This is a genomic window from Brevundimonas sp., assembly GCF_050729455.1.
In the GTDB taxonomy this organism is placed as follows: Bacteria; Pseudomonadota; Alphaproteobacteria; order Caulobacterales; family Caulobacteraceae; genus Brevundimonas.
The window spans coordinates 32464-58654 of sequence record NZ_JBOHLI010000011.1; the positions used below are offsets into that span (position 1 = coordinate 32464).

The 26191-nt window shown below is 68.2% G+C and carries 19 protein-coding genes; 7 read left to right on the forward strand and 12 right to left on the reverse strand.

The features are described 5' to 3' along the window. Window positions 1-19 precede the first annotated feature (19 nt). The gene (locus ACREEF_RS04610; protein WP_431564436.1) at window positions 20-1183 is read right to left on the reverse strand and encodes a polysaccharide biosynthesis/export family protein; all 1164 of its coding nucleotides are present in this window, start codon (window positions 1181-1183) and stop codon (window positions 20-22) included. Window positions 1184-1258: 75 nt separating this feature from the next. Beyond that, window positions 1259-1972, reverse strand: coding sequence for a hypothetical protein (locus tag ACREEF_RS04615; protein ID WP_431564437.1), 714 nt, complete (start codon window positions 1970-1972; stop codon window positions 1259-1261). Between the two features lie 185 nt (window positions 1973-2157). Here ACREEF_RS04615 and ACREEF_RS04620 point away from each other — a divergent pair, with 185 nt between their 5' ends. Beyond that, on the forward strand, window positions 2158-4104 hold the full coding sequence (locus ACREEF_RS04620) for a GSCFA domain-containing protein (RefSeq protein ID WP_431564438.1): 1947 nt from the start codon (window positions 2158-2160) through the stop codon (window positions 4102-4104). On the opposite strand, the gene ACREEF_RS04625 is transcribed toward ACREEF_RS04620, so the two are convergent. The 4 genes from ACREEF_RS04625 to ACREEF_RS04640 are packed head-to-tail and all read right to left on the reverse strand — an operon-like array spanning window position 4101 to window position 11504. Then, window positions 4101-5165, reverse strand: coding sequence for an NAD-dependent epimerase/dehydratase family protein (locus ACREEF_RS04625; RefSeq protein WP_431564439.1), 1065 nt, complete (start codon window positions 5163-5165; stop codon window positions 4101-4103). The two genes, ACREEF_RS04620 and ACREEF_RS04625, sit on opposite strands and share 4 nt — an antisense overlap. Then, complete coding sequence (locus ACREEF_RS04630) at window positions 5162-7369, reverse strand: hypothetical protein (RefSeq protein ID WP_431564440.1); 2208 nt, start codon at window positions 7367-7369, stop codon at window positions 5162-5164. Before ACREEF_RS04630 ends, ACREEF_RS04625 begins: the two co-directional genes overlap by 4 nt. Beyond that, window positions 7366-8892 carry a hypothetical protein gene (locus ACREEF_RS04635; protein ID WP_431564441.1) on the reverse strand — a complete coding sequence of 509 codons (1527 nt, stop codon included), beginning with the start codon at window positions 8890-8892 and terminating at the stop codon, window positions 7366-7368. Before ACREEF_RS04635 ends, ACREEF_RS04630 begins: the two co-directional genes overlap by 4 nt. Beyond that, window positions 8892-11504 (reverse strand): hypothetical protein, encoded by a 2613-nt coding sequence (locus ACREEF_RS04640; RefSeq protein WP_431564442.1) that lies wholly within the window; start codon window positions 11502-11504, stop codon window positions 8892-8894. Before ACREEF_RS04640 ends, ACREEF_RS04635 begins: the two co-directional genes overlap by 1 nt. Window positions 11505-11956: 452 nt before the next feature. On the opposite strand from ACREEF_RS04640, the gene ACREEF_RS04645 reads away from it, so the two are divergent. Beyond that, window positions 11957-13771, forward strand: coding sequence for a glycosyltransferase (locus ACREEF_RS04645; RefSeq protein WP_431564443.1), 1815 nt, complete (start codon window positions 11957-11959; stop codon window positions 13769-13771). Then, window positions 13768-14340, forward strand: a complete 573-nt coding sequence (locus ACREEF_RS04650; RefSeq protein ID WP_431564444.1) for a hypothetical protein — start codon at window positions 13768-13770, stop codon at window positions 14338-14340. Before ACREEF_RS04645 ends, ACREEF_RS04650 begins: the two co-directional genes overlap by 4 nt. Here ACREEF_RS04650 and ACREEF_RS04655 read toward each other — a convergent pair. The 3 genes from ACREEF_RS04655 to ACREEF_RS04665 are packed head-to-tail and all read right to left on the reverse strand — an operon-like array spanning window position 14337 to window position 17943. Continuing rightward, complete coding sequence (locus tag ACREEF_RS04655) at window positions 14337-15605, reverse strand: glycosyltransferase family 4 protein (RefSeq protein WP_431564445.1); 1269 nt, start codon at window positions 15603-15605, stop codon at window positions 14337-14339. The genes ACREEF_RS04650 and ACREEF_RS04655 overlap by 4 nt on opposite strands. Beyond that, window positions 15602-16906, reverse strand: a complete 1305-nt coding sequence (locus tag ACREEF_RS04660) for a glycosyltransferase family 4 protein (RefSeq protein ID WP_431564446.1) — start codon at window positions 16904-16906, stop codon at window positions 15602-15604. The genes ACREEF_RS04655 and ACREEF_RS04660 overlap by 4 nt, the downstream gene beginning before the upstream one ends. Before the next feature lie 41 nt (window positions 16907-16947). Next, window positions 16948-17943, reverse strand: coding sequence for a KpsF/GutQ family sugar-phosphate isomerase (locus ACREEF_RS04665; protein ID WP_431564447.1), 996 nt, complete (start codon window positions 17941-17943; stop codon window positions 16948-16950). 194 nt (window positions 17944-18137) lie between these two features. On the opposite strand from ACREEF_RS04665, the gene otsB reads away from it, so the two are divergent. Genes otsB through ACREEF_RS04680 form a run of 3 tightly spaced genes read left to right on the forward strand, consistent with a single transcriptional unit; the run spans window position 18138 to window position 22121 of the window. Next, on the forward strand, window positions 18138-18920 hold the full coding sequence (otsB, locus tag ACREEF_RS04670; protein WP_431564448.1) for a trehalose-phosphatase: 783 nt from the start codon (window positions 18138-18140) through the stop codon (window positions 18918-18920). Then, the gene (locus ACREEF_RS04675; RefSeq protein ID WP_431564454.1) at window positions 18920-20704 is read left to right on the forward strand and encodes a glycoside hydrolase family 15 protein; all 1785 of its coding nucleotides are present in this window, start codon (window positions 18920-18922) and stop codon (window positions 20702-20704) included. Before otsB ends, ACREEF_RS04675 begins: the two co-directional genes overlap by 1 nt. A gap of 10 nt (window positions 20705-20714) precedes the next feature. Continuing rightward, window positions 20715-22121 (forward strand): alpha,alpha-trehalose-phosphate synthase (UDP-forming), encoded by a 1407-nt coding sequence (locus ACREEF_RS04680; RefSeq protein WP_431564449.1) that lies wholly within the window; start codon window positions 20715-20717, stop codon window positions 22119-22121. A 3-nt stretch (window positions 22122-22124) separates the two neighbouring features. Here the strand turns inward: ACREEF_RS04680 and ACREEF_RS04685 are convergent, their stop codons facing one another. After that, complete coding sequence (locus ACREEF_RS04685) at window positions 22125-22736, reverse strand: glutathione S-transferase family protein (protein ID WP_431564450.1); 612 nt, start codon at window positions 22734-22736, stop codon at window positions 22125-22127. Between the two features lie 111 nt (window positions 22737-22847). Here ACREEF_RS04685 and ACREEF_RS04690 point away from each other — a divergent pair, with 111 nt between their 5' ends. Beyond that, complete coding sequence (locus tag ACREEF_RS04690; protein WP_431564451.1) at window positions 22848-23555, forward strand: helix-turn-helix transcriptional regulator; 708 nt, start codon at window positions 22848-22850, stop codon at window positions 23553-23555. Here ACREEF_RS04690 and ACREEF_RS04695 read toward each other — a convergent pair. Further along, window positions 23549-24751, reverse strand: coding sequence for an acetyl-CoA C-acyltransferase (locus tag ACREEF_RS04695; RefSeq protein WP_431564452.1), 1203 nt, complete (start codon window positions 24749-24751; stop codon window positions 23549-23551). The genes ACREEF_RS04690 and ACREEF_RS04695 overlap by 7 nt on opposite strands. A gap of 166 nt (window positions 24752-24917) precedes the next feature. Further along, a complete protein-coding gene (locus ACREEF_RS04700) occupies window positions 24918-25826 on the reverse strand; it encodes an SDR family NAD(P)-dependent oxidoreductase (RefSeq protein ID WP_431564453.1) in 909 nt (302 codons plus the stop codon). Window positions 25827-26191 lie beyond the last annotated feature (365 nt).

Below are 26191 nucleotides of genomic sequence, written 5' to 3' on the forward strand. Positions count from 1 at the left end.
AGCCGCGCGGTCCGCCGTCCTAGTCGCTGCCGAAGGTTCCCGTCACCCGGATGTCGTAGATGACCCGCGTGATGGTCTGAACGAACTCGAAGAATTTCCGCAGTTCGGCCGAATCAGCGCGCGGCACGTAGATGACGTCTTCCGGCTGAACGATGAAATTATTGGCGGTGAAGAATCCCGCCGGATCGGCCAGGTCCAGGCGATATACCACCGGCACGCCGCGCGCCGAGCGCGGACCCGTGACGCCCAGGGCGTCGGCCACTTCCGGGCGTTCGAACCGGAAGACCAGAACCGAACGGGCGTTGGCGGAATTGGCGTCCAGCCCGCCCAGGCTGCTGAGGGCCGAGGTCAGGGTGACGTCGCCGGTCGGCATGTCGGTCAGGCTGACCTTGCCCAGGGCCCCGAAGCTGCTGAACCGGCGCGGCTTGAGCTCCAGATTCAACTGGTCGCCGCGCTGCAGCCGGATGTTCTCCGCCGGATAACGGTAGAGGTCGGTCAGGGCGACCTTCACGCTGTTCGATCCGCGGGTGAGGGTGACGATCACGTTCTCGGGCGGGCCTTCGACGCCGCCGGCGGCGGCGATCACGTCGATCACCGTGTCGTTGGCCAGCGACAGCGGCACGCGGCCCGCCTGCTTGGCGGCGCCGATGACGGTGACGCCGTTGGCGCTGGAGCCGGTCACGCCCACGATGACCTGCGGATTGACCGCCTTGCCGGCGAGGGCCCGCCGGATCGCCTGCTGGGCCTCGTTCGCCGTCATGCCGGCGACGCGCACCTGACCCGCGAAGGGAATGGTGACCGCGCCCTGACGGTCCACGACCGTCGAGGGCAGGGCCTGGTTGGCGGTAGGGACCGCGGCCACGGCCGCCGCGCCGCCCAGCGCCGCGCTGCCGCCGAACAGGCCGCCGCCGGGCTCGTAGATGGAGACGGACAGGGCGTCGCCGACCTGGATCACGTCCACCGGCGCGCTGTCCCCGGCCGGGGACAGCGAACCCATCATGCTGAAGGGCACCATGCGGATTCGCTCGCTGACGGCGTAGTCGAGCTTCAGCAGGTTGAAATTCGATTCCTGGGGATTGGTCGCGGCGCGCGCAATGGTTCTGTTCGCCGGGCCGTCTCGCGGCAGCGTGGTGCAGGCGCCCACGGCGGCGGCCAGGACTAGCGTGAGCAGGTGACGTGACATGAGGCTCGCAGCGTTTGTTACGGGAGTTCTCTAGCGGAGCGTGGCCGTGGGGACCACCACTCGCTTTCGCGGTCGCTACGCCGCTTCGGCCTGACGGGATTCGACGCGCTGCAATTCTTCCAGCCACTCGCGGGCGAAATCGACCTCGCGCCATTCGTCGAACCAGGGCCCGCCGTTGGTGTAGTGGATGGCCGTCGGCAACTGCTCGGGACGATCATATTCCCCGACCAGGAAATTCCACGTCCGGTCCAATGAGCCGATGTGGGCGTCGTCGCGGATCCATTCGAAACGGTGCAACTGCGCCGGCGTCGCGCTGTTGACCAGGTCCGGGGTCAGCGCCTTCACGTCGGAGTGGCGGCCGTTGAAGACCATGAAGGACGACCAGTTCTTGCGCGGATAGGTCGTCTGGGCCTTGCCGTCCATCTTGATCTGGTGATGCGGCTGATAGTCGTGCTGGACGACGTAGATGGCCTTGTCGTCATCCAGCGAGGCGGGCAGGGCGGTGATGTCGCCGGTAAACAGGAAGTCGCAGTCAACGAAGACAGCCCAGCCGTCATCCGCCGCCAGATAGGGCGTCAGGAACCGCGTCAGCGAGAAATCGGTCGAGGCGGTCACGTCCTTGGGGCGCCGGTACAGGCCCAGTTCGCGCAGCGCGGGCTGTTTCAGCGGAATGACCTCGATCGGTCCCGTCGCGTGCCGCAGGAGGGAATGGCGGCAAACCTCCCAGGCGATGTCCTCGCGGGGATCGTAGCCGACAAAGACCTTCAGCGGTTTGCCATGGTCGCTCAAGATTCACTCTCCGTCCTACGAAGGGATTTTTCTAACGTCGCGTGCGTCGCCCGTCCACCACCGGCGCCGGGCGGCCGCATCGCGGATGCTCCAGGCGCCGCGTGCATCCCGTGTTCCCCAACGCGCCGTCGCCGACTATGTCATAGTCCGGCGCCACAGCGCTACGGTTGCAATTCGAGTGTCACATGACGATTTCCCTTTCTGTTTTCGGAAACTGCCAGTCTGCTGGAATCGCCGACTGTCTGGCCGCCATGCTGCCCGCTGCCCGGATTTCGACTGGGGTGGGACGCGATCTTCGGCAGGGCGCGGTCGATATGGAGGAACTGGTCACGGGCGCGGACGTGGTCGTTGCGCAGACCGTAATGACGGCCCGCGTTCGTGAAGCGATGGCCGCCCTGGGCGTGGACAAGCCGATCATCGAACTGCCCAGCCTCTATTTCACGGGCTTTCATCCCGACATCGTCTATGCGAGTTGCGCGGGTGAGAGCATCGTCTCGGTCTTGGGCAAGCTCAATTCGTCGATCTGTCTGTTCGCCTGGAAATCCAAGCTGACCGTCGATGAGACGATCAGCCTGTTCAATGCCCGCACCTATGAGGCGTTGGGGTTCTTCGATCACTATGAGCGCGCCAGACGGGGCCTGATTGCCGATGCGCAGCGGCTTGGGCTGGATATCGTGGCCGACATTCGGCGCTGGGAGCGATCGGGCGCCTTCCTCTATTCGGTCAACCATCCGAAGTTGCCGGTTCTGTCGACCTTCGCCCGACTGGTGGTAGAAAAGCTGGGGCTCACGCCGGCGATGGAGCGACCCGAACTCCTGCTGCCCGATGCCCTCGCCTCCAATATCGTCTGGCCCGTTTATCCCGAGATCGGCGAGCGCCTGGGTGTCGAGGGCGAGTATGTCTTCAAGCCCAAGAGCGGCGGACGCCTGGCTGCGGCGCCCTTGCAGACCTTCGGCCTGGAGGCGTTCGTGCAGCGCAGCTTCAAGACCTACAAGGGGCTGGACCCGCGCGCCGTGCAATGCTCGCGGTTTGATGACGGCCGATACGCCTCGGTCATCGACCGGAAGAAGATCCGCAGCGCTCCTTCGGGGCATCCCTATCGCGGCCTTCCCGGCCATCAGTTCTGGAAGAAGGCCGTTTCCGATGTCGAACCGGCGGCTGTCGATCCTGTGGTCGGCGGACGCACCAGGATCGAGGGCGCGACGAAGATCGCTACCGCGGGTAGTTGCTTCGCCCAGCATATCGCCAGGGCGTTGAGCGGGTCCGGCTACAATTATTTCGTGCCCGAGGCTGGCGAGGCGTTGGACCCGGATGTCGCGGTCCGCCGGAACTTCGGCGTCTTCTCATGCCGCTACGGGAACATCTATACGGCTGAGCAGCTGGCCCAGCTGTTCGAGCGTGCCGAAGGGAGCTTTGCGGCGGCGGACGATGTGTGGCGTCGGCCTGACGGGCGGTTGGTCGACGCCTTCCGGCCCCAGATCGAGCCTGACGGATTCGCGACCGAGGCGGACCTGAAGGCGTCGCGCGAAGAGCATCTGGCCGCCGTGCGCCGCATGACGCGCGAAACCGACGTCTTCGTCTTCACTCTGGGCCTGACCGAGGCCTGGCGCTCGCGGACGGATGGCGCTGTCTATCCCCTGGCGCCTGGCGTGGCGGGGGGCGAGATGGACCCGGCCCGATACGAGTTCCACAATTTCGACGTCGACGAGACCTCCGCCTCGCTGGAGCGGGCGCTCCAGCACCTATGGTCGGTCAATCCGCGCGCGCGGGTCATCCTGACGGTTTCGCCCGTGCCGCTGGCCGCTACCTTTGAACCGCAGCACGTCCTGGTCGCCACAACCTACAGCAAGTCCGTGCTGCGGGTGGTCGCCGACACGGCGGCGCGTCGCCATGCGGCGGTGGACTATTTCCCGTCCTTCGAGATCATCACCGGCGCCTTCAATCGCGGCACCTATTACGAGGACGACCTGCGCTCCGTCACCCCGACCGGGGTGGCCCATGTCATGCGGCTGTTCATGCAGCACAATACGGCGCCCCTGGCGGGGGCGGCGACGGATGACCTTGTCGCGGGCCGGGAAGCTCGGGAAGGGCAGAAGATCATCTGCGAAGAAGCGCTTCTGGCCGAGGCCTAGAGCGCCGGAGCCTCATCCCTGGCCCAGGCGACCAGCGCCGCCACGCCCTGCTCGAAGGACACTTCAGGGCGCCAGCCGAGCAGATCGTGCGCCTTGCGCGTGTCGCCGACGGCGTAGCGCACGTCGCCGGCGCGGAAGTCGCCGCTGATCGTCAGGCCGCGATCGGACTTCAGCTCGGCCAGAATCAGTTCGGCGGCCTCGCGGATCGAGGTCGCCCGACCCGCGCCGATATTGATGATCTGTCCGGCAGCCTTCTCGGTCGCGCAGGCGGCGACGAAGGCGGCCACCACGTCGTCCACGAAGATGAAGTCGCGATAGATCTCGCCGTCCTCGAAGATGTTCAGCGTGCGGCCGGCCATGACCTGCTGGCAGAAGATCGACAGCACCCCCGTATAGGGATTCCGCAGCGACTGGCCCGGGCCATAGACGTTCTGCAGCCGCAGGATCACATGATCCCAGGGCGCCGGGCTCTGCTGCAGCAGATATTCCTGCATCAGTTTCGACGAGCCGTAGACCGAGCCGGGGCGGGGCGGCAGGCTTTCGGGCGTGGGATGCGGCGTCAGCGGACGCCCGTCCTCGCCGATCAGGTCGAACACGCCGCTGGCCATGGCCTCGACGGCGCGGGGCGGCGGGGCGGCCAGGGGACCGGATCCGTCGGCATAGGCGCCTTCGCCGTAAACGGCGCGGGTCGCGGCCAGGACGACACGGCGGGGCGGCGTCTCCAGCGCCCGCAGCGCCTCGATCAGATTGGCCGCGCCGACGACATTGACGTCGCAATAGCGCGAGGGCTCGTCGGCGGACTGTCCGGTGCCGGTCTCGGCGGCCAGATGCACCACGATGTCGGGACGTGCGTCCCCCAGCGCGGCCGAAAGGGCGTCGCGGTCGCGCACGTCGCCGATCACCAGCCCCGGTTGCAGACGCGCCGCGGCGCCGTCGCCATGCACCTGGGGGTGCAGATTGTCGAAGGCTGTGACGGTCGCGCCCGTGGCGCGCAGGGCCGTGCACAGGCGCGAACCGATGAAGCCGGCGCCGCCGGTGATGAAGATGCGTTGCGCGGTCAAACCTGTGGTCCTGATTGGTCGCCTGTTGCGGGCGCGTCTGTCGGCGTGCCGGCGCCGGGGGTGACGGCGGCGAAGACCTGGAGAACCTGGTCCGCCAGCCGGGTGCGAGTATAGTCCTGTCTCAGTCGCGCGCGGGCCTTTTCGACCGTGGCGCGCGTGGCGGCGGCGTCGGCGACGAGGTGGCGCAGGATGCGGGTCCAGTCCTCACTCGACGAGGCCAGCCAGCCGGCCCCGTCGGCGCAGGCGCGATGATAGACGGGCAAGTCGGTCGCCACGACCGCAATTCCGGCGTGGCTGTATTCGACCCATTTGGTGTCCGCCTTGCAGCGGTTGAACGGGGTGTCCTCGAGGGGGGCCAGGCCGATCGACCAGCCCAATTCGCCCAGCCGGGCCAGGAACCGGTCGTAGTCCGCCAGGCCTGGGTGATGCCCGACGCGGTCACCGTAGGTCTCGGCCAGCCAGGGCGGGGGCTTGATCGTGCCGAAGCTTTCGAAGCGGAGGGTCGGAAACTCGTCCAGCAGGGCCTTCACCGTCGGCAGGACCATGTCCAGATCGGCGCCGTGCCCGCCGGTGCCCATATAGCCGATGATCGGGCCGGGCGCGGCGGGCGGCGCGTCCCAGGCGGCGGACTCGACCGAACAATACAGGTCGCCCGCGACGATCGGCGCCGTGACGCCATGCGAGCGCAGGCGTTCGGCCAGCGGACCGGTCGAGGCGTAGACAACGTCCGAGGCGTTCATCGCCGCCTTCAGGGCGGCCAGCCGGTCGGGCTGGTTATAGTAGTCGTATTTGGACTGGCCGAGGCTCGTCGGCACGGCCAGAAGGTCGTCGTCGATATGGAAGACGACTGGGACGCCGGCCGACCGCGCCTTCCGGATCAGGGCGTCGCCCGCTGACTGGGTGTAACGCGACAGGACCAGGCCTTCCGGCGCATGACGGTTCCACAGAGCGTCGAGAGCGGCGGGCTTGTTCCACGTCTTGTCGTGACCGACCAGGGCGATGCGCAATGGGGCCGGATCCGCGAACGGCTGGACGAAGCTGATGTTCTGGGTGGCGCCGGCGCTGTCGGCCACGACCAGCCAGGTCGGCGTCGCGGCTTCGGAACGGGTGGTGTCTGCCCGCAGGGCCGGCCGGGCGCCGCCCAACAGGCCCAGGAAGGCGTCCTTCACCGCCCCCGCCGGCTTGTCGAGGCCGCGATCGGTCAGGAAGCGCCGCTGACGTTCGAGCACGGCGTCCCGGTTGGTCAGGGCCTCGCGGCGGAAGGCCAGCACGTCGCCCGGCAGGCTGACGCTGCAGAGACCGGCGTAGGCGTCGGCGTCCATGTCGCCGGCCGGATCCCTCCAGACCGCGACCGGGGTATCGGCCATCAGCAGGTCGACCACCACCGAGGACGGCGGCGACACGCCATAAGCCACGCTGCCGAGGTCCAGGGCGTAGAGCGGCGCGTCTTCGCGGATCACGGCGGAGCCCGCCCGGCTCAGATCGAAGGCGCGTTTGCCGCCCGGATGGGGGCGCAGGGCGATGCGCTTGTCCGCCGGCCCCATGGCGGCGGCGAAGCCGTTGAACATCTCCATGAAGGCGTCGCGGTGGTCGCCTTCGGCCGTGAACCGGACGGAGTGTAGATTCTCGCAGACCAGCGCCTCCGCGGGGATGCGGCGGCGCGGGGCTGTGTCAGGCAGGACGATGCGAGCAGTGGAGCCCGTAAACAGATATTTGCCGCGCTCGGCCCCCGGCATCGAGCGTTGGCGCTCCAGCGGCGTCCAGCCGGCCAGGACGTCGGCGGCGAAGCGGATGTTGCGGCCATGGGCGCGGTCGTGCTGACGGCTTTGCAGGAAGCCGACGCATTCATAGCCGTGTTGAAGCGTAACCTTCAGATAGGCGGACGGCGCGCTTCGGAACACGTCGTGAGTGTCGGCATGGGCGGACAGATTCGACTCGCTCGCGGCGACCAGCACCCCGGCGCCGCCCTGCAGGATCTCATAGGCGTCAAAGACGGAGTCATAGGTGTGGACGGCGGCCCCGACATCGCGCGCGATCCTTTCGATCTCGCTCCGCCAAACGCCTTTGCGGTCTCGATTCGAGAAGCGCTTTGACAGCAGAAAAGCAGGCTGGGCCGCCGCTTCTCGCGCCAGATAGGCCAGAGGCCGGATGATGTTGACGTCCTGAAGCAGGTTGATCAGGAAAACGGCGCGATGCTGGCTCATGCGGCCTGCCTGTGGTCCGCTGGGGCAAGGCTGAAGGCCGCCGCGATAGGATCGACTTCGGAGATGAGGATGTCCGTGTCGGGCAGCAGTCGGCCGCACAGCTTCATCATGGCTTCCATGGCGGGGCCATAGTGAATGTGGCGACGCAGCGGTTGCGTCTGGTCGATGGGGTGCAGGGCTTCCAGTTCACCGGCTTCGAGAAGGTCGGTCAGCGCCAGATCGAAACGGGGCTCGCCTTCCGGCGTTATCGCGGGTGTCAGCGCCTGGGCGAAAGCCGGCGCAATCCGGCTGGCCGCTTCCGGCGTCAGTCGCAGCACGAGTTCGTCGGCGACGAGGACCAGGTCGAGATCATACCGTCGCCCCTCGCGGGCCATGGGAGAGCCGATGGTAAGGTAGTCGAGGGCTTGCAGGACGGCGTTCACTTCGAGCGGGCTCTCGATGCCGTGGACGACGGCTATCGGGCGGACGCCAGCGTCGGGCGACGTCTGTTTCATCGCAAGGCGGCTCGCCAGGAAATCGGACAATCGCGTCGTCTCGACATCGGGATCGCCCCATTCGCTCATCCGCTCGATCAAGGTCGGCAGCGTACCGGAGCGAAGGCGAAGTTCCCCCTTTTCGAGGTCGCTCGCCAGATCCTTCGGGCGATCATAGATCAAGTCGTCGAACTGTCTGTACAGGGGGTGGCCGTCAGACAGCACCTGGGCGCCGTGGGTCAGGGCTGAAACCGCCCTGTTCAGCGACTTGGCGATGCTGAAGGCCTGACAGTTGACCGGAATATAGGCCAGCAGAGCGGACTTGAGCAGCCGCGCTTCAGCGTCGATGCTCCATTCATGGATGCCGTGGGGAACCGACAGGCGCTGCAGTTGTTCAAGTCCCGCCGCCGTCAGGCTTTTCCGGTTGGTCAGGATGTTCAGCCGGACATCCCACCCGTCCTCCGCCAGAAGCCGAAGGTTTTCGCCATAGGCGGCGAGGTCGCGCAGACCGACGGGATAGCGCGGATTATCGCCTTGGCCGAACCAGGCGACATCTATCCGTCGTTCAGCGCGCGCCCGGTCGAGCTTGGCCTGCAGCAGGGGCGCAAGGGCCTGGGGATCGAACTCGCCGAAGGGATCGTTCATGACGTGGCAGGCTTCCCGCGGGAGGAACTGGCTGGCCACGTCCCGCATCCTGGGCGTCGAACACAGGGCGAAGTCCAGGCCTTCGGCCATCTGGCTGAGCCATAGACGCCGATGCAGCAGGCGAGCGTCTGTCGTTTGACTGAAGATGTCGTCGAACAAATCAACGCCGACCAGCTTGCCCGCCCTGTTCAGCATACGGCCGATGGTCGTGACGCGGGCATCGTAGCATTTGCTGAATATGAAGGCGTCGGCGGTGAGGGATCGGGCGGACGAGATGTCGCTGATCGACTGGATCTCGATCGAATGACCCAGCAACTCCAACCATTTCTGGATTCGGCGGTAGCGAATTCGCGCGCCTGCGCTGTTCACATAGGTCCTGGACGGGCCGAAGACACAGATCTTCATCAGGCCAGCTCGCGGATGTTCGTCAACCCGGCGAGCATCCGACACCAGTTTCCAGCGCCGAGGACGTGGGGTGTCACGACATCGATTCGATCATCCGTCAGTCCGGTTTCCAGCGCCGAAACGGACACCGCCGAGGTGCACAATTGCAGTCCGCCTGCGTCCAGGCCCCTCAGGCCGAAGTCCAGGTCGTAATCGCAATGGGGAAAACGACCTTCATCCAGGCCGCCGAGCGCGTCCCATGCCCGGCGCGGCACCAGGGCGAGCCTGAAGGGATTGGCGGCGACGGTGTAGGTCATGGGCGGCAGGGCCGAGACGCTGCGCGCTTCGCGCATGACGAGCCGGGGCGATGTCGTGAAGCTGATGTGGCTGGGCAGCAGGCCTCCGCCACGAACACGAACCCGCCAGTCGTTGCGCCCGTCGTGCTGCTCGACGGCGATGCAACCGGCCGATGTGGCCCCTTCGGTTCTCGCCATGGCGAGCAGGGTCTCCAGCGTTCTCGGGTCGTGAAGCACGACGCCGGCGCCGACGAACAGGAGGTGATCGCCCGCAGCGCCGGCGGCCGCGCGGTTCAGCAGGCCGGCTCGCGACTGAGCGCCGTCGATGACGCGGACACGGCCAGGGAAACAGGCTTCGGCCAGGGCGAGGGCAGTCGCTCGGGCGTCGCCCTCGAAGACCAGCGTCACCTCTTCGACAGGCAGCGTCTGGGCGGCCAGCGCCGCCAGGTCGGCGGAAAGGGCGGAGTCCGTTTCAGACGCCAGCATCACGGCGGCGATCGCGGCGCCGGATCGCTCACCGGCCGTCAGAGCGCGGCGCAACAGGGGGCCATCGACGTCCAGCGCGGTCGGCGAGAGTCGTTCCGCCGTCGTGGGCTCGAACCGCTCGTCCAGGAAGCGTACCGCAAGCGGGAAGGCCGGCGGAGCGGGACGCAAGTCCGCCGCGGCAGTCTCGCGCTCACGGCTCAACAGCGGCCAGGCGAGCGCTGCATTGCGTGGCTGAAGGTTGCTGAGATCAGGAGCGGCTGACGCGGGGAACACGGACCAGCGCGGGCGAGCCCGGCTGGCGTCGGCGGCGACATAGCCGCCCGCGAGGGCCGCGCTCAATGCGGTCGGCAGCCGCCGGCTGACCAGGGCGCTGATCGACGGGAGACTGTCGCCGGAAACGGTCAGGGTGAGCGCGCTTGCGGCCCGCCGCCGCGCCTCGACCATGGGCGCGCGCGCCAGCGCCGACCTGAGGCTGTCGGCGTCCGCTTCCTGCGGGGCGCCGACAGCTTCCGGCCTCAGGGCCATGACGTGGGTCAACCAGTCCAGGCAGGTCGCTGAGAAAATCCGCTCGCCGCCGATGGCTCCGCCCAGATCGACGACGAGGCGGCTGATCGACAATCCAGTCGCCGGGCCGGTGGTCATCTCGTTCCAAAGCTCGGCGCTGACTCGCCAGAGATCGGCCTCGGGCGACGGGGTCTCGCTCAGCACCGTCAGTTCGGCGTGATGCGCGCCGTGGCGGGCCAGCGACGGGAAGGCCAGGGCTTGAATCTCGACCACCTCGCCCTGGGCGTCGCTGAGGGTCAGCAGGACGGGCGAATAGGGGTTGGGCAGGCGCGCGTCGACGATCGGCGCGAACGACGCGCGCACCGGCGCTTCGTCCAGCAGCCGCAGCGCGCCGCTTTCCAGGTCGCGTTGATAGGCGCGCGCGACCAGGATCTGGGACGCCGCCCCGGCGTGTCCGGCCAGGTTGAGGCGCAGGCGCAGGGTGTCGTCGTTGATGAACCAGAGGTCCGCGATCCAGGGCGCGATCCGAGCGGACGCGTCGCGCGCGGCTTCGCGTCGACGCCGTGGATCCGACGAAAAGGCCGCCGCCGACGCGGCAAGCCGGTGTCGGTTTTCGGGCGAGACGCGCCCCAGCACGACGCCGTCCAGGGACAGGCTCTCCTGCTCGGCAAGGGCGGCGAGGTCATGGGCGCTGACCCAGTCCTCCATCGTGATGTCGAACGGCTCGAAATCCGGCGCCTGGCTCGACGGGGGAGGAGGCGCGGTCTGGACGGCGAAGATGCTGCGCCCTTCCGAGCGGCCGTGGCGCAGATAGTGCAACAGGGGGTTGGCGCCCGCAGCCTCGACATCCGCATGGGCTTTCCAGTAGGCGCGCGTGTCGAAGTCCGGGCCAGGGTTCTTGCCGCTCGTCGCCCCCGTCTCGAGATAGTGCTGAGCGACCGTGGCGCGGCCCTTGGGCAAGCCGGGCGTATGGGCGCGGTACCATTCGGCGTCGAACAGGCCGCTGGCCAGCAGGGTCTCGATGTCCTGCGTCAGTTCCGGCGAAAGGACGCGTTCCTGCGGAGACAGGGGCGACCGCCCCAAGGCCTGCCCCTTCACCAGATAGTGAATCAGCGGATTGACGCCCGTGGTTTCGATTTCCGCATCCTGCGACAGGTACCAGCGCGTGCGGAACAGAGGACTGGGGTCGCGCCTCTCGTGACCGCCATGGAGCAGGAAATGGGTCGCAGGGTCCATGCCCGCGGCCGCGACGTCAGGGTAGCGCTGCAGATACCATTCGGCCTGGAACAACGGGGTGCCGAGAACGAGCGCCAGGGCCTCCGCCTCGTCGGCGGGGAAGGAGGCCATGACCGCCTTCTTTCCGCTGCCGCGCTTCGTGCGCCGGGCAAGCTTCTTCAGCCAGTCCGGGTTCCCACGCTTCGGGAGGGCGTCCGCCGCGGCGCGGCGTGTTCCGACGGCGTCGTCCTTCACGCGCACGCCCTGAAGAGCGTGCGGGTCATGAACCGGCACCCGGTGATCGGAAGTTGTTCTGTCGTCATGGTGCTTCCTTTGGTCGTCAAAGGCAGGGAGGTCTTGACGGCCCGCGTAAGGACCGTGTTAGCGGAGTGGCTGCTCCCTTCCAAGCCTCGGCGACGCTGGCGCGATGTCGATCTCTATTGCGATGGAATCCCTGCTCTATGTTCTCTCGTTGGCTGGATCGCCGCCCCAGGCCCAAGACGCCTGACTTTACCGAACGCCCGGCGGAGGATGGCCGGAACGACTGGGTTTTCGTCACGCCGAAGGAGTCCCGTGGATGGATTTTGGACGCGATCTGTCGCGAGATCGGCGCGCGCCTGAACGGCTCCTGGGATGTGGCCTACAATCCAAAAACGCTGCCCGCCGGCCGAACCTATTTCTTCGCCCACTATTGGAACTACCTGGACCACCTTCGCAGGAAGCCTGATCTGACCGACAGGACCACGCTGGTCTGGTACACTCATCCGCGCGACCTGCCCTATACGATCGAAGAGCAGGTCGAGGCCTATAATCGGGCGCATTGCGTCATCTTCACCTGCACCGAGTTTCGCGACCTGTGGATCGGCCGGGGCGTGCGTCCCGAACGGACGGCGGTGGTGTTGGGCGGGGCCGATCCCGGCCTGTTCAAGGGCCATGTCCGGGGCGGCGGCTGCGTCGGCCTGTCGTCGTCCTATTATGAGCGCAAGAATCCCGACGCCCTGCTGGGCCTGGTCCAGGCCCTGCCGCACCGGCGTTTCGTGCTCGTGGGACGGGGCTGGGAAGTGTATCCGCGCTTCCAGGAACTGATGGCGGCGCCTAATTTTTCCTACAAGACGGCGACCTACAAGGACTACCCTGCCATCTACCGCGAGTTCGACGTCTTCCTGTCGCTGGCCATGCTGGAGGGGGGGCCGATCCCCCTGCTGGAAGCGATGATGGAGAACGCTGTGCCGGTCGCCAGCCGGACGGGCTTTTCGCCAGATCTGATCCAGCCGGGGCGCAACGGCTTCCTGTTCGAGGCCGGCGCCAAGCCCGCCCATATCGCTCCGCTCGTGGAAGCCGCCTTCGATCTGGCCGCCGATGTCCGCGCGACCGTGCTGCCCTACAGCTGGGACGGGTTCGCAGCCGAGATTCGCAAACTGGGTGAAGGCGCCCCTCCGCCCGCGCGGCCCGTCCCGCCGCCGCCTGAAATCCCCGCGCCGACCGCCGTGGCGAGTCTTGTGGCGGCGCCCGCGGCCCATCCCGCCGATGCGGCGATCCTGCATCAGGCGGCCGAGGCGCCCAGCCAGGGCGACGGCGCGTCGTCGTTCACCCCCCCGGCGTCGCCCGGCGACATCCGGCCCGACATGGTGACGGCCTATCTGAACCGCGGCGGGGCGGGCAATCCGGTCATGAACGCCTTCGCCCGGGGCGCGGGCTGTCGTCTGGCCTACGCCGAGGACGCCGAGGGGGCGGGACCGAACATTCCCGTCGTCTGGGGCGTCCTGCGCAACAGCGACCGCGTCGTCGCGGCGGCCCGGGCGGAGGGCCGCGACTTCTTCTATACGGATCACGCCTATTTCGGGCGGGGCCACTATCTGAACTATCGCATCACGCGAAATGCGCATGAGGCGGGTCAGGTTCGCGACTGTCCGCCGGATCGCGCCAAGGCCTTGGGATTGGAGCTTTCGCCCTGGCGGCGGGGCGACTCGACCATTCTTGTCTGCCCGCCGACCCAGTACTTCATGGACGCCCATGGATGCCCTGACTGGCTGAACGAGACGCTGGCGACGCTGCGCGCCTGCACCGACCGGCCCGTCGAGATCCGGGGCAAGCCCGTGCCGGGCGACCCCAGCGAGCCGCTGGAAAGCGCCCTGGGCCGCGCCTATGCGATCGTCACCCATTCCTCGAACATCGCCGTCGAGGCGGCCGTAGCCGGCGTCCCCGTCTTCGTGGCCCCGACCAGTGCGGCGGCCCCCGTCGGCGAAACCGACCTGACCCGGATCGAACAGCCGGCCCGGCCGGATCGCGAGGCCTGGCTCAGCCACCTCGCCTATTCGCAGTTCACCCTGGACGAGATCGCCAGCGGCGAAGCCTGGCGTCTGTTGCTGGAATACGAAGGACGGGATTTCTGCGAATGACGGCTGCCCCTCCCTCTTCCCTGATTTTGATCGCCGTGGCGCCGACGTCTGCGGATGTCGAACTGGCCGCGGCCGCCGTGTCGGATGCGGCGGCGTCCCAGTCCGCTTCAACGCAGGCTCTTCTCTATGCGAGCGACAAGTTCTCCGTCCCGGCGCCGGTCAGGAGCCGCGCCATGAATGGATTGGCTCCAGGGGCGCTGGTGCGACTGCACAACGCCGGCCTGGACGGCGAGCGGGCGGAGCGCCCCGCCTATTTTCGGGCGGGATTCATCGCCCTGGCCCTGGCCGATGCGCTGGCGCAGGCCGCGGCTGGAACCGTCGCGGCCTGGGCGCCCGATCCGACCACCCTGCTGGGAGGGCGTCTGGATGCGCCGAGCCCGAGCGATGCGCTCTGGCTGGCGACGGCGGGCGGGCGGAGGCCCTGGCACGTCCTGCGCGTCGACGATCCGGCCCGCGTTAACGCCGCCCTGGCGCGAACGGTCGACGCCTACCTGGACGGGACCGCCTGGCGGCTGCGGGACAGGGGTGTTGATCGGGTGCTGGCCGCGGCGCTGGCGACGGTCGCCTAGGCCGGGGCGGCCGCGCTCCTGGTCAGATCCAGGGCGGCGCCGACAATGGCGAAATGTTCGGTCCAGGTCGGCGAGAAGCAGGCGGGGCGAAGGGGGTGCGCGTCCATGGCCTGCTGAATGGCTTGCAGCCACCCCAGGCCGTCGATGGGGTCCACAAGCACCGCGTCCGGCACGACCTCGCGGTGGACCGGAATGTCGGAAGCGATGACGGGCACGCCCATGGTGCGGGCTTCGACGGCGGGCAGGTCGAACCCCTCCACCGACGACGGCGCCAGCAGCGCTTTCGCCCCGGCCATCAGCCGCATCAGGGCCTCGTCGCCGACCCCGGCGACATGGTGCACCAGGCGCTGGATGCGCGGCGAGCGTTCCAGATGGTCCAGCACCGCCTCGCTTTCCCAGCCGTGACTGCCGACCAGAACCAGTTGCGGCGCCGCTTCTCCCATGACCTCGGCCAGCCGTGACCAGATCGTCAGCAGGAAGGCCAGGTTCTTGCGGCCCTCGATCGTGCCGACGTGGAGGAAGTAGGGCGGGGCGGCCTCGACCGAAGGCGGCCGTTGGCGAAAAATCTCCTCGACGCCCAGATGAGCGGCGATGGTGCGGGGCGGTCGTCGGCCCTCGGCCTTCGCAAAGCGATGCAGTTCGTCGCCCGTATAGCGGGAGTTCACGATCACGGCGTCGGCGTGGGTCAGGATGGTGTCCAGACGTCGCCGATGTTTCCGGTCGTCGCCGGGACGGCAGTATTCCGGGTGGGTGATCGGGATGAGATCGTGCAGCAGGACCGCGCACTCGACCCCGGCCTTCTTGAGCCGGACCAGAATTCCGTCGTCTTCCAGCCCCGTATGGGCGGCGTTCAGATAAAGGGCGCCCTCGGGCGGGGGCGGCATACGCCGGCTGGCCAGCAGGCGCGGGGCGGTCGCCAGGCGGCGCGTCGTCCTGGGCGGCTCCGCCGGAGTGCTGGCCTCGCGCAGGGCGACGCGCTGCCCGAGCGGGGCGCGCAGGGCCGCATCCAGGGCGTCATCCTCCGGGCGACGCACGGCGCGATCGCCGTTCCAGCGCTCGCGGGCGCTGCGGACCAGATCCGCGAACCAGGCGCGATCAACCGCCACCAGTCCGCCGCGTCGTCCGCGTACGGGGATCAACTCCACGGCGGGCGCCGTCAGCAGCCATTCGGCATAGGCGAGACAGACCCGATCAATGCCCGTCGGGGCGCTGCGGCTGTTGCGGCTGACCAGCCGCGACGCATCGAAGAGGACGGGCCGCGTCACCGCAGCCCCAGGCTGGCATAAACCGCGGCCAGCCTTTCCTGATGGGCGGCGGGCGTGAAGCGCTGCGCCTGAATCCGGCCGCGCTTCTCGAGATCGGCGCGCAGGGCGTCGTCGGAATCCAGGGCGATGACGCCGCGCTTGATGGCCTCGACGTCGTTCGGCGCGACGACCATGGCGGCGTCCCCGGCCACTTCGGGCAACGAACCGCCGGTCGAGGTCAGAACCGCCGTGCCCAGTTGCATGGACTCCAGCACCGGCAGGCCGAACCCTTCGTAAAGGGAGGGGAACAGCGTCGCCTTGGCGCCGCGAACCAGGGAATGCAGCATGGCCGCGGACAGGAATTCATGCTGGCGGATGCGGCCCTTGCGCAGGGTGTTCGCGCCGTTGACGACGGAGTGGATCATGGCGGTCTCGCCGCCGTCCAGCCAGGAGCGACCGCCGACGATGACCAGCGGCGTGCTGACGCCGGAGGCCAGATAGGCCTCGACCAGCCGGCCCACGTTCTTCTTGGGCTCGATGGCGCCATAGTAGAGGAAGTAGTCCTTCCACCCCAGGTCGAAGACCCCTTCGTTATAGGCCTGAACCTCGGCGTCCGACTGATCCGTCGCCCGAGCGGGCAGGTTGACCGACTGATAGGTGGTGGTGATGCGGCTTTCGTCTACGCCCAAAAGCTTGATCACGTCCTGACGCGTCGTCTCCGACACGGCGACCATGTGATCGGCGCGCCGGGCGATGTCGCGGCACATATCCAGGAAGGCCTTCTTGTCGTCCATCGTGCTGTGCGGCAGCTTCAGCGGGATCAGGTCGTGGAAGGTGTAAAGGTTCGGCATGCCCCGCGCGGCCAGCGGCATGGGGCAGGTCCAGTGGGCGGCGTCGGGACGGCCTGGTCCGGCGGGAAAGCTGACCGGCGTGAAGGTTCCATAGGCGCGGTGCGAGCGGTAGCCGAGCTCATACAGGTTCCGGGCGGCCCAGAACCGGTCGACCGGCGGGCGTCCGCCGCCGGCGTCCGCCCAGATGACCTCGTCGGTCGGCGTGACGGGATGGGCCGTCCGGCCGAATCGGCTGCCGATCGTCGCCGCCCAGCGTCGAATTTTGGCCGGCCGGCCCTTGGGGGCGGGGGCGTCGGTCAGGGCGACCGTATCCAGCAGCCGGCCTTCGCCGATCGGGCCGTGCGGCCCGTAGAGGAGCTGGGCCTCGATCCCGAGGGCGCCGAGATCCTGAATGAGGTTCCGCCCATAGGTCGCAATGCCCGATCCCTTGGGCAGGCCGATGTTGAAGGCGTCGAGACAGACCGAAGGCATGGGTTTTCCGGGAATCGGCAAGGAGAGGCGAGCGTCCCCGATCAGGAGACGTAGCCCGCCTGCATCAGTTCGGCCACATGGATGACGGCGACCGGTCGGTCGTTCTCCACCACGAACAGGTTGGCGATCTTGTTGGTGCTCAGCAGGTCGACCACGTCGCTCATCCGGGCGTCGGGATCGACGGTGATGGGCGAGCGGCTCATGATGTTCTCGGCGCTGACGGCGGCGATGTCGCTGGAGAAGGCCCGGCGGATGTCGCCGTCGGTGATGACGCCGGCCAGGGTCCCATCGGAATGCAGTACGGCGACCGCCCCCTTGCGACCGGCCGAAATCGCCGAAACCACGGTGCTGAAGCTGGCGTCCAGGGGCACGCCGGCCGGCTGGGCGGCGTTGTCGCCCATCCATTCGCGCACGCTTTGCAGGCTCATCCCCAGAGCGCCGCCCGGGTGATGCAGGCCGAAGTCCTCCCGGGTGAAACCGCGTCGGTCCATCAGCACCATGGCCAGGGCGTCGCCGATGGCCAGGGTCATCAGGGTCGAGGTGGTCGGCGCCAGGCCGTTGGGGCAGGCCTCCGCCACCTTGGGCATGGTCAGGCTGACGGCCGAGTGGCGGCCGAGGAAGCTGCCCGCCCGCTGGGTGATGCCGATCACCGGAATGTCGTTGCGCTGGCAGAAGAGCAGGGGGTCGCGCAGTTCGCGGCTCTCGCCCGAGTTGGAGATAGCCAGCAGGGTGGTGTCGGGGCGCAACATCCCCAGGTCGCCGTGGCTCATCTCGGCGGGGTGGACGAAGAAGGAGTTGGTGCCGGTCGAGGCCAGGGTGGCGGCGATCTTGCCGCCGATGTGGCCCGACTTGCCCATGCCGGTGACGACCAGATAGCCCGGACGCGACAGGATGATGTCGCAGGCGCGCGCGATCGAGACGTCGATGGAGCGCTCCAGCGCCTCCAGCGCCTCGATGTTAAGGCGCACGACCTCTCGCGCTCGGTCGGTCATCGCGGCGATCTGTTCGGGCGACGAATGGAGAGTGTCTTTGGTCATTCTTGCAGCTCCTGACGCCGGGGGGAGCCGCTTCTGCGGCCTTCTTCTGAGCGAGGCGTGGGCGTGAAATGCCCGATCCGACCGGTTCGCACAATGGCGGGACTGGAACGGAAATGCAGTTGCAAACCTCAACCTTCAACGAGCTGAGGCGTTAGGTCCGGTGGAGGGGCGCAACGGAAAGAGTTCGGGACCTAATGACGTCTAGCGCCGGAGCCGCAGCTCCAACCCTGTCCGCCCCGCCCGTGTCCATCGCCCGCCCCGCCCTGTTTCTGGATCTGGACGGCGTCCTGGCCCCGCTGGCGCCGACGCCGGAAGCAGTCCTTCCCGATGCGCGACGGACCGCGGTCCTTCACCGGCTGGAGGCCGCGCTGGAAGGACGGGTGGCCATCGTCAGCGGCCGCACCCTGTCCGAAATCGACCGAATCAGCGACGGCGCCGCGCGGGCCGCGTCGGGGGTGCATGGATTGGAGCGGCGGCGCGGCGACGGTTCGCTGGAGCGTCGCCCGGCCGATCCGGGGGTGCGGCGCGCCGTCGACGAATTCCACGCCTTCGCCGCGGACCGTCCGGGGGTGATCGTCGAGGACAAGGATCTGGCGGCGGGGCTGCACTATCGCCAGGCGCCCGCCGCCGCCGCCGCCGCTGCTGATCTGGCGCGTCGGCTGGCGGGCGAGACCGGCCTGGCCTTGCAGCCAGGCGCCATGGTGCTGGAGCTGAAGACGCCGGGCGCGGACAAGGGCGTCGCCGTCGCCGCCTTCATGGCCGAGCCGCCCTTCAAGGGCGCTGTGCCGATCATGCTGGGCGACGATCTGACGGACGAGCACGGGTTTGCGGCGGCCGAGGCCCTGGGCGGATTCGGCGTCCTGGTCGGCCCGCCGCGGCCGACCGTCGCCCGCTACGGCCTAGCCGACGTGGCGGCGGTGCTGGACTGGCTGGAGGCGGTGGCGGGCGACGTTCGGGCGGGGGAGGCGCGCGCATGATCCGGCCCAATCTCGACCTGGCCCCCATCGGCAACTGCGCCGTCAGCGCCCTGATCGATCGCAGCGGTCGGTTCGTCTGGGCCTGCGCCCCGCGCGTGGACGGCGATCCGGTCTTTTCGGCCCTGATGGACGGCGACGCGCCCAGTCACGGGTTCTGGGCTATCGAGCTGGAGGACCTGGCGGCGGTCGAGCAGGCCTATGTCCGCAATACGCCGGTCCTGCGCACCGTGCTGACGGCCGAGAACGGCGCGGCGGTCGAAATCCTCGATTTCGCGCCGCGCCATATCAAGCACTCGCGGACCTATAGGCCCATCGCCTTCGCGCGCATCGTGCGCCCACTCAACGGCGCGCCGCGCATCACCATTCGGCTGCGGCCCTCGACCGACTGGGGGGCGCGGCGGGCCCCGCAGACCTCGGGCTCCAACCACATCCGCTATATGTGCGCCGATATCGTTTTGCGCCTGACCACCAACTGCCCGGTGTCGCACGTCATGGATGAGCGCACCTTCCGGCTGGAGGGCGACATGGCCTTCTTCCTCGGGCCGGACGAAGGCTATGATCAGGAGGTCAGGGCCGGGGTGGCCTCGACCCTGGATCGCACCGTCGCCTATTGGAAGGAGTGGACGCGCACCCTCTACCTGCCGCTGGAGTGGCAGGAGGCGGTGATCCGCGCCGCCATCACCCTGAAGCTCTGCGTCTATGAGGAGACCGGCGCCATCGTCGCCGCGATGACGACCTCGGTGCCGGAATTCCCCGAGAGCGGGCGCAACTGGGACTATCGCTACTGCTGGGTGCGCGACGCCTATTACACGGTGCGGGCGCTGAACCGGCTGGGCGCCGTCGACATCCTCGAGAACTACCTCGGCTATCTGCGTAATCTGGTGGACGCGTCGAAGGGCGGCCACGTCCAGCCCGTCTACGGCGTGGGGCTGGAGGCCGACATCGGCGAACGCATCGTCGACAGCGTGGCCGGCTATCGCGGCATGAAGCCGGTGCGCGTCGGCAACCAGGCGCACGAGCATCTTCAGCACGACGTCTATGGCCAGATCGTCCTGCCCCTGGTCCAGGCCTTCTTCGACGAGCGCCTGCTGAGGCCAGGGTCGGTTGAGGATTTCCACACCCTGGAACAGGTCGGCGACCGCGCCTTCTCCATGCACGACCAGACCGACGCCGGACTGTGGGAGTTCCGCACCATCGCCCGGGTCCACACCTATTCCTCGATGATGTGCTGGGCAGCCTGCAACCGGCTGGGCAAGGCGGCGCGGCACCTGGGGCTGGAGGAGCGGGCCGAGCTCTGGGACGAGCGGGCGCGGCTGATCCGGGCGCGGATCGAGGCCGAGGCCTATCTGCCGCATGAAGGCCGATTCGCCGCCAGTTTCGGCGGGACGGAGCTGGACGCCTCCCTGCTGCAGATGACGGACCTGGGCTTTCTCGACGCCCGCGATCCCCGTCAGGTGAAGACCTTCGAGGCCATCGAGCGAGACCTGAAGCGGGGCGGCTACCTGTTCCGCTACATCCACCCCGACGACTTCGGCGAGCCGGAGACGGCGTTCAACTTCTGCACCTTCTGGTTCATCGAGGCCCTGCACCTGAACGGACGGACGGAGGAGGCGAGAACCATCTTCGAGGAGATGCTCAGCCGCCGCACCCACGCAGGTCTGCTCAGCGAGGACATCGCCATTCAGGACGGCGAACTGTGGGGCAATTATCCGCAGACCTATTCCCTGGTCGGGATCATCAACTGCGCCGTCCTGCTCAGCCGTTCGTGGCAGGACGCGCGATGAGCCCTCGGCCATGACCCGCCTGATCGTCGTCTCCAATCGCGTCTCGGCGCCCAGGGACCCGGCGGAGGGCTCCGCGGGAGGGCTGGCAATGGCCCTGTCGGCGGCGCTGCGCAAATACGACGGCCTGTGGTTCGGCTGGTCCGGCGAGACGGTGGAGCATTTCACCGGCGAGCTGAACTATGAGGATCGGGCGGGCGTCACCGTCGCCACCGTCGATCTGGAGCCGCAGGACGTCGACGAATATTACAACGGCTACGCCAACAAGACCCTGTGGCCCCTGTTCCACCACCGGGTCGATCTGACCGCCTATGAACGGTCCTACGGCGAGGGCTATGAGCGGACCAACCGGCGCTTCGCCGAGGTGCTCCAACCGCTGATCCAACCCGACGACATCATCTGGATCCACGACTACCACATGATCCCGATGGCGCGGGACCTGCGCCGCCTGGGGGTGACGAACCGGATCGGCTTCTTCCTGCACACGCCCTGGCCGGCGCGGCAGCTGCTGGTGACCTTGCCGCACCATCGGCGGCTGGTGGAGTCGATGTTCTATTTCGACCTGATCGGTTTCCACACCCGGGAATGGCTGGGTCTGTTTGAACGCTATGTCGAGGTCGAGGCGCGGGGGCGGGTGTCGCCGGACCATGTGATCGAGGCCTTTGGCCGCCGCGTCCAGGGCGGGGTCTTCCCTATAGGCATCGACGTGGACGGCTTTCTGGCGGCGCGCGACTCGGTGCTGGGCAACAAGACCTATGACCGGATGGCGGCCTCGGCGGCCTTCCGCTCCATGATCGTGGGCGTCGATCGGCTCGACTACTCCAAGGGGCTGGAGCAGCGGATGCTGGGCTTCGAGCAGTTCCTCGAGGACAACCCCGCCCTGCGCGGCGAGGTCTTCCTGTTGCAGGTGACGCCGATCTCGCGCGACGAGGTGGACGCCTATCAGGACATTCGCGGACGGCTGGACGCCCTGGCCGGGCGCATCAACGGCGCCTACGCGGACATGGACTGGCAGCCGATCCGCTATCTGAACCGCACCTTCCGCCGGGATCAGCTGGCGGGCCTCTATCGCGCCGCCAAGGTCGGTCTGGTCACGCCCCTGCGCGACGGCATGAACCTGGTGGCCAAGGAGTATGTTGCGGCCCAGAACCCTGAGGACCCCGGCGTGTTGATCCTGTCGCGCTTCGCCGGGGCCGCCGAGCAGATGGGCGAGGCCCTGTTGGTCAATCCGTTCAGCCGCGAGGAGCTGTCCGAAGCCATCAAGAAGGCCCTGACCATGCCGCTGAAGGAGCGCATCCGAAAATGGACGGCGCTGATGCAGGTGGTGCGCGACACCGACGTAGCCATCTGGCGCGACAGCTACGTCGGTGCGCTCAAGAGCGTCGCCGTCCGCGCCGACGATGACGTCGTCGCGGACTGACGCCTAGCTGGCTTCAGCGAACTGCGGCGGCGCGCCGTCCCGGGCGATGGCGCGGGCATGGGCGGGGCGCGCCGCCAGCCGATCGACATAGGCGTCCAGCAGCGGGCTTTCCGGCAGGTGGTCGCGCGCCCAGGCCACGGTGCTGCCGATCAGGACGTCGGCCACGGTGAAGCGATCGCCCATCAGCCAGGGGCCCTCCCACAGGGCCTCCAGCAGGCGGGTCATGGCGGCGTCGTAGCGGGCCTTGGCATAGGCATCGGCCTCGACCGCGCCGGTGATCTTGTTCCACAGCGACGGCTCCAGCTCGCCCGAGGCCCAGAACATCCAGCTCAGCAACGGCCCGCGCTGCGGCGAGTCCGGCGGGAAGCCCAGACCGGCTTCGGGATGCAGGCCGGTCAGGTAGAGGGCGACCGCCGCCGATTCCGTGATCAGGGCGCCGTCGTGCAGCAGGGCCGGGACCTTGCCGTCGGGATGGGGGTTCTTCGGATCGGCGGCGCCCGCGCCGTCCATGCGGCGGATGTCGCAATATTCGATGCGGCAGTCGGCTCCCAGTTCCTCGACCAGCCAGACCAGGCGCGAGGAACGGGACCAGGGGGCATGGAACAGGGTCAGCATCGATAGTCCTCCCAGATATCGGGCCGCGACGGGGCGTCGGCGGCGGTCCGTCTTGACTACTGACACCCTGCTGCCACCATGCTGTCAGCAGTCTTCGACGAGGGTGGGGACATGAGACGCGCCGACCGACTGTTCCAGATCATCCAGCTGCTGCGCCGGACCTCGCGTCCGGTGACGGCCGACGCCATCGCGGCCGAGCTGGAGACCTCCAAACGCACCATCTATCGCGACATCGCCACCCTGATGGGCCAGCGGGTGCCGATCCGGGGCGAGGCGGGGCTGGGCTATGTGCTGGACGGCGGGTTCGACCTGCCGCCGTTGATGCTGACCTCGGACGAGATCGAGGCGGCGGTGCTGGGGGCGCAGTGGGTGGCGGCGCGGGGCGACCCGGCTCTGGCGAGGGCGGCGCGCGACCTGACCGCCAAGATCGCCGCCATCGTGCCGGAGCGTCTGCGGCCGGTGGTGCTGGAGCCTTCGGTGGCCACGCCCCCGCCGTGGGAGCAGAAGATCGAGACCGTGGACCTGGCGCGGGTGCGGGCCTGGATTCACGCCGGTCGCAAGCTGCGGCTTTTCTACGCCGACGAGCAGGGGCGCGAGACGACGCGCGTCATCTGGCCCTTCCTGATCGGCTATCACGAGAGGGCGCGCCTGCTGCTGGCCTGGTGCGAGACGCGCGAGGACTTCCGCAGCTTCCGCGCCGACCGGGTGGTCGACGCCGAGTTTCTGGACGACCGCTATCCCGGTCGGCCCGCCGTCCTGCGCCAGCGCTGGTTCGCGGCGATGGAGGCGCGGCGGGCCGCCGAGTGCGAACCTCAGTAAATTTCGAACAGACCCGCCGCGCCCATGCCGCCGCCGATGCACATGGTGACGACGCCGTACTTGGCCCCGCGCCGCTTGCCCTCGATCAGGACGTGGCCGGTCATCCGGGCGCCCGACATGCCGTAGGGGTGGCCGATGGAGACGGCGCCGCCCGAGACGTTCAGCCGGTCGTTGGGGATGCCGAGCTTGTCGCGGCAATAGAGGACCTGCACGGCGAAGGCCTCGTTCAGCTCCCAGATGCCGATGTCGTCCATGGTCAGGCCGTGGCGCTTCAGCAGCTTGGGCACGGCGAAGACCGGGCCGATGCCCATCTCGTCGGGCTCGCAGCCCGCCACCGCCATGCCGCGATAGGCCCCCAGGGGCTGCAGGCCGCGCTTCACCGCCTCGCCCGCCTCCATGACGACGCAGGCCGAGGCCCCGTCCGACAGCTGGGAGGCGTTGCCGGCGGTGATGAACTCGCCCTGCTGGATTTCCTCGCCGCCGCCGAAGACGGGCTTCAGCGATTGTAGGCCCTCCAGGGTGGTCTCCGGGCGGTTGCCCTCGTCCTTCGACAGCGTCACTTCCTTCGACGAGGTCTCGCCGGTCGCCTTGTCCGCGACCAGCATGGACGTGGTCATCGGCACGATCTCGGCGTCGAAGCGGCCCTCGGCTTGCGCCGCCGCCGTACGCTGCTGCGATTGCAGGGCGTATTCGTCCTGGGCGTCGCGGCTGATCCCGTAGCGGCGGGCGACGACCTCGGCGGTCTCCAACATCGACATATAGATGTGGGGCGACAGCTTCAGCAGCGCCTCATCCTTCATCCGATACAGGTTCATGTGCTGGTTCTGGACCAGGGAGATGCTCTCCAGCCCGCCGCCGACCGCCATCTTCTGGTTGTCGAAGATCACCTGCTTAGCCGCCGTGGCGATGCCCATCAGACCCGAGGCGCATTGCCGATCCAGGCTCATGCCGGGGACTGAGGCGGGCAGGCCCGCCGCCAGCGCGACCTGACGCGCCACATTGGTTCCGGTCGAGCCCTGTTGCAGGGCCGCGCCCATGACGACGTCCTCGATCTCGGCCGGATCGACGCCGGCGCGCGCGACCGCGTGCCTGACGGCGTGGGCGCCGAGGGCTTGCGCCTGGGTGTCGTTGAAGGCCCCGCGATAGGCCCGGCCGATCGGGGTGCGGGCGGTGGAGACGATGACGGCTTCACGCATAGGATATTCCTAGTTTGCGCTATCGCTCGCGACGCGGTCGCTGCTTGAGCGCGTTTCTGCCTGCAGACAGGATAGGCGCCTCACGTGGCGTCAACGCAAGGCGCCTTCTGAGAAGTGAACGCGGGCCTCAAGCAGCGAGGCGCCGCGCGCCGCGCGTTAGGCCCCCTCAAGATCCATGATGCTTCTGGGCCTTGGTCAGTTCGATCATGCCCTGGGCGGCGCCCATCTCGGGGACGATCTCGTTGCTGCGGTCCGAGATGGCGTCGAAGCGGGCGGCGACCTGTTCGGGGGCGTCGGGGCCGATGGCGAAGTCGCCTTGCGTCAGGGTGACATAGGCGCGTTCGAAGCCGCCGGCGCCGGCGGCCAGGATGGCGCGGGTCGGGGCGTCGCGGCTGACCAGATGCAGCAGGCCCGGCGTCACCAGCTCCGGCCCCAGGGCCTCCAGCGGCAGGGCGGCGCCGAGGTCCTCGGTCATGCGGGTGTGAGCCGTCGGGGCCAGGGCGTTGACGCGGATGTCGTTCTTGGCCCCCTCGATCGCCAGGGTCTGCATCAGGCCGACCAGGGCCATCTTGGCCGCGCCGTAGTTGGCCTGACCGAAGTTGCCGAACAGGCCGGACGACGAGGTGGTCATGACGATGCGGCCATAGTTCTGGGCCCGCATGATGTCCCACACCGCCTTGGTGCAGTGGACCGCGCCCATCAGGTGGACGTCCATCACCAGTTGGAAATCGGCCAGCTCCATCTTGGCGAACGACTTGTCGCGCAGGATGCCGGCGTTGTTCACCAGAATGTCGATCCGGCCCCAGCGGGCCATGACCTCGGCGACCATGGCCTCGACCGCCGCCGCGTCGGTGACCGAGGCCGCATTGGCCGTGGCCTCGCCGCCCGCGGCCTCGATCTCGGCCACCACGGCCTCGGCTGCTGAGGCCGATCCGCCCGAACCGTCACGGGCGCCGCCCAGGTCGTTGACCACCACCCTGGCGCCGCGCGCCGCCAGGGCCAGGGCATGTTCGCGACCCAGACCGCCGCCCGCGCCCGTTACGATCGCCACCTGGCCGTCGAACCTGATGCTCATCCTGCGTCTCCGTTTTGTTTCAAGACTGTCCTAGCAGGCGGGATTGAGGGGCAAAACGGTCCTTTGTGTTGAAACGGCGCCACAGTCGCCACAATCATGCGAAGCGGCGCGGAACTGGACCGTTTCCTTGCCGTTCGGCTCCTTCGAGCGCCCTCGCCTTGTGCGGCGGCATTCGGATCAACTTGAGTGTGAGGACACCATGAAGCTCAAACTTCTCGCCAGTGTCGCTGCGGCCGGGCTGTTCGCCGCGGGCGCTGCTTCGGCTGAGCCGGACGGCTGGTACGGCGCGGTTGACGCCGGCTACCACATCATCGACGACATCAACGCGGAATCGTCCACGACCGGCGCCAACTGGAACTGGGAAG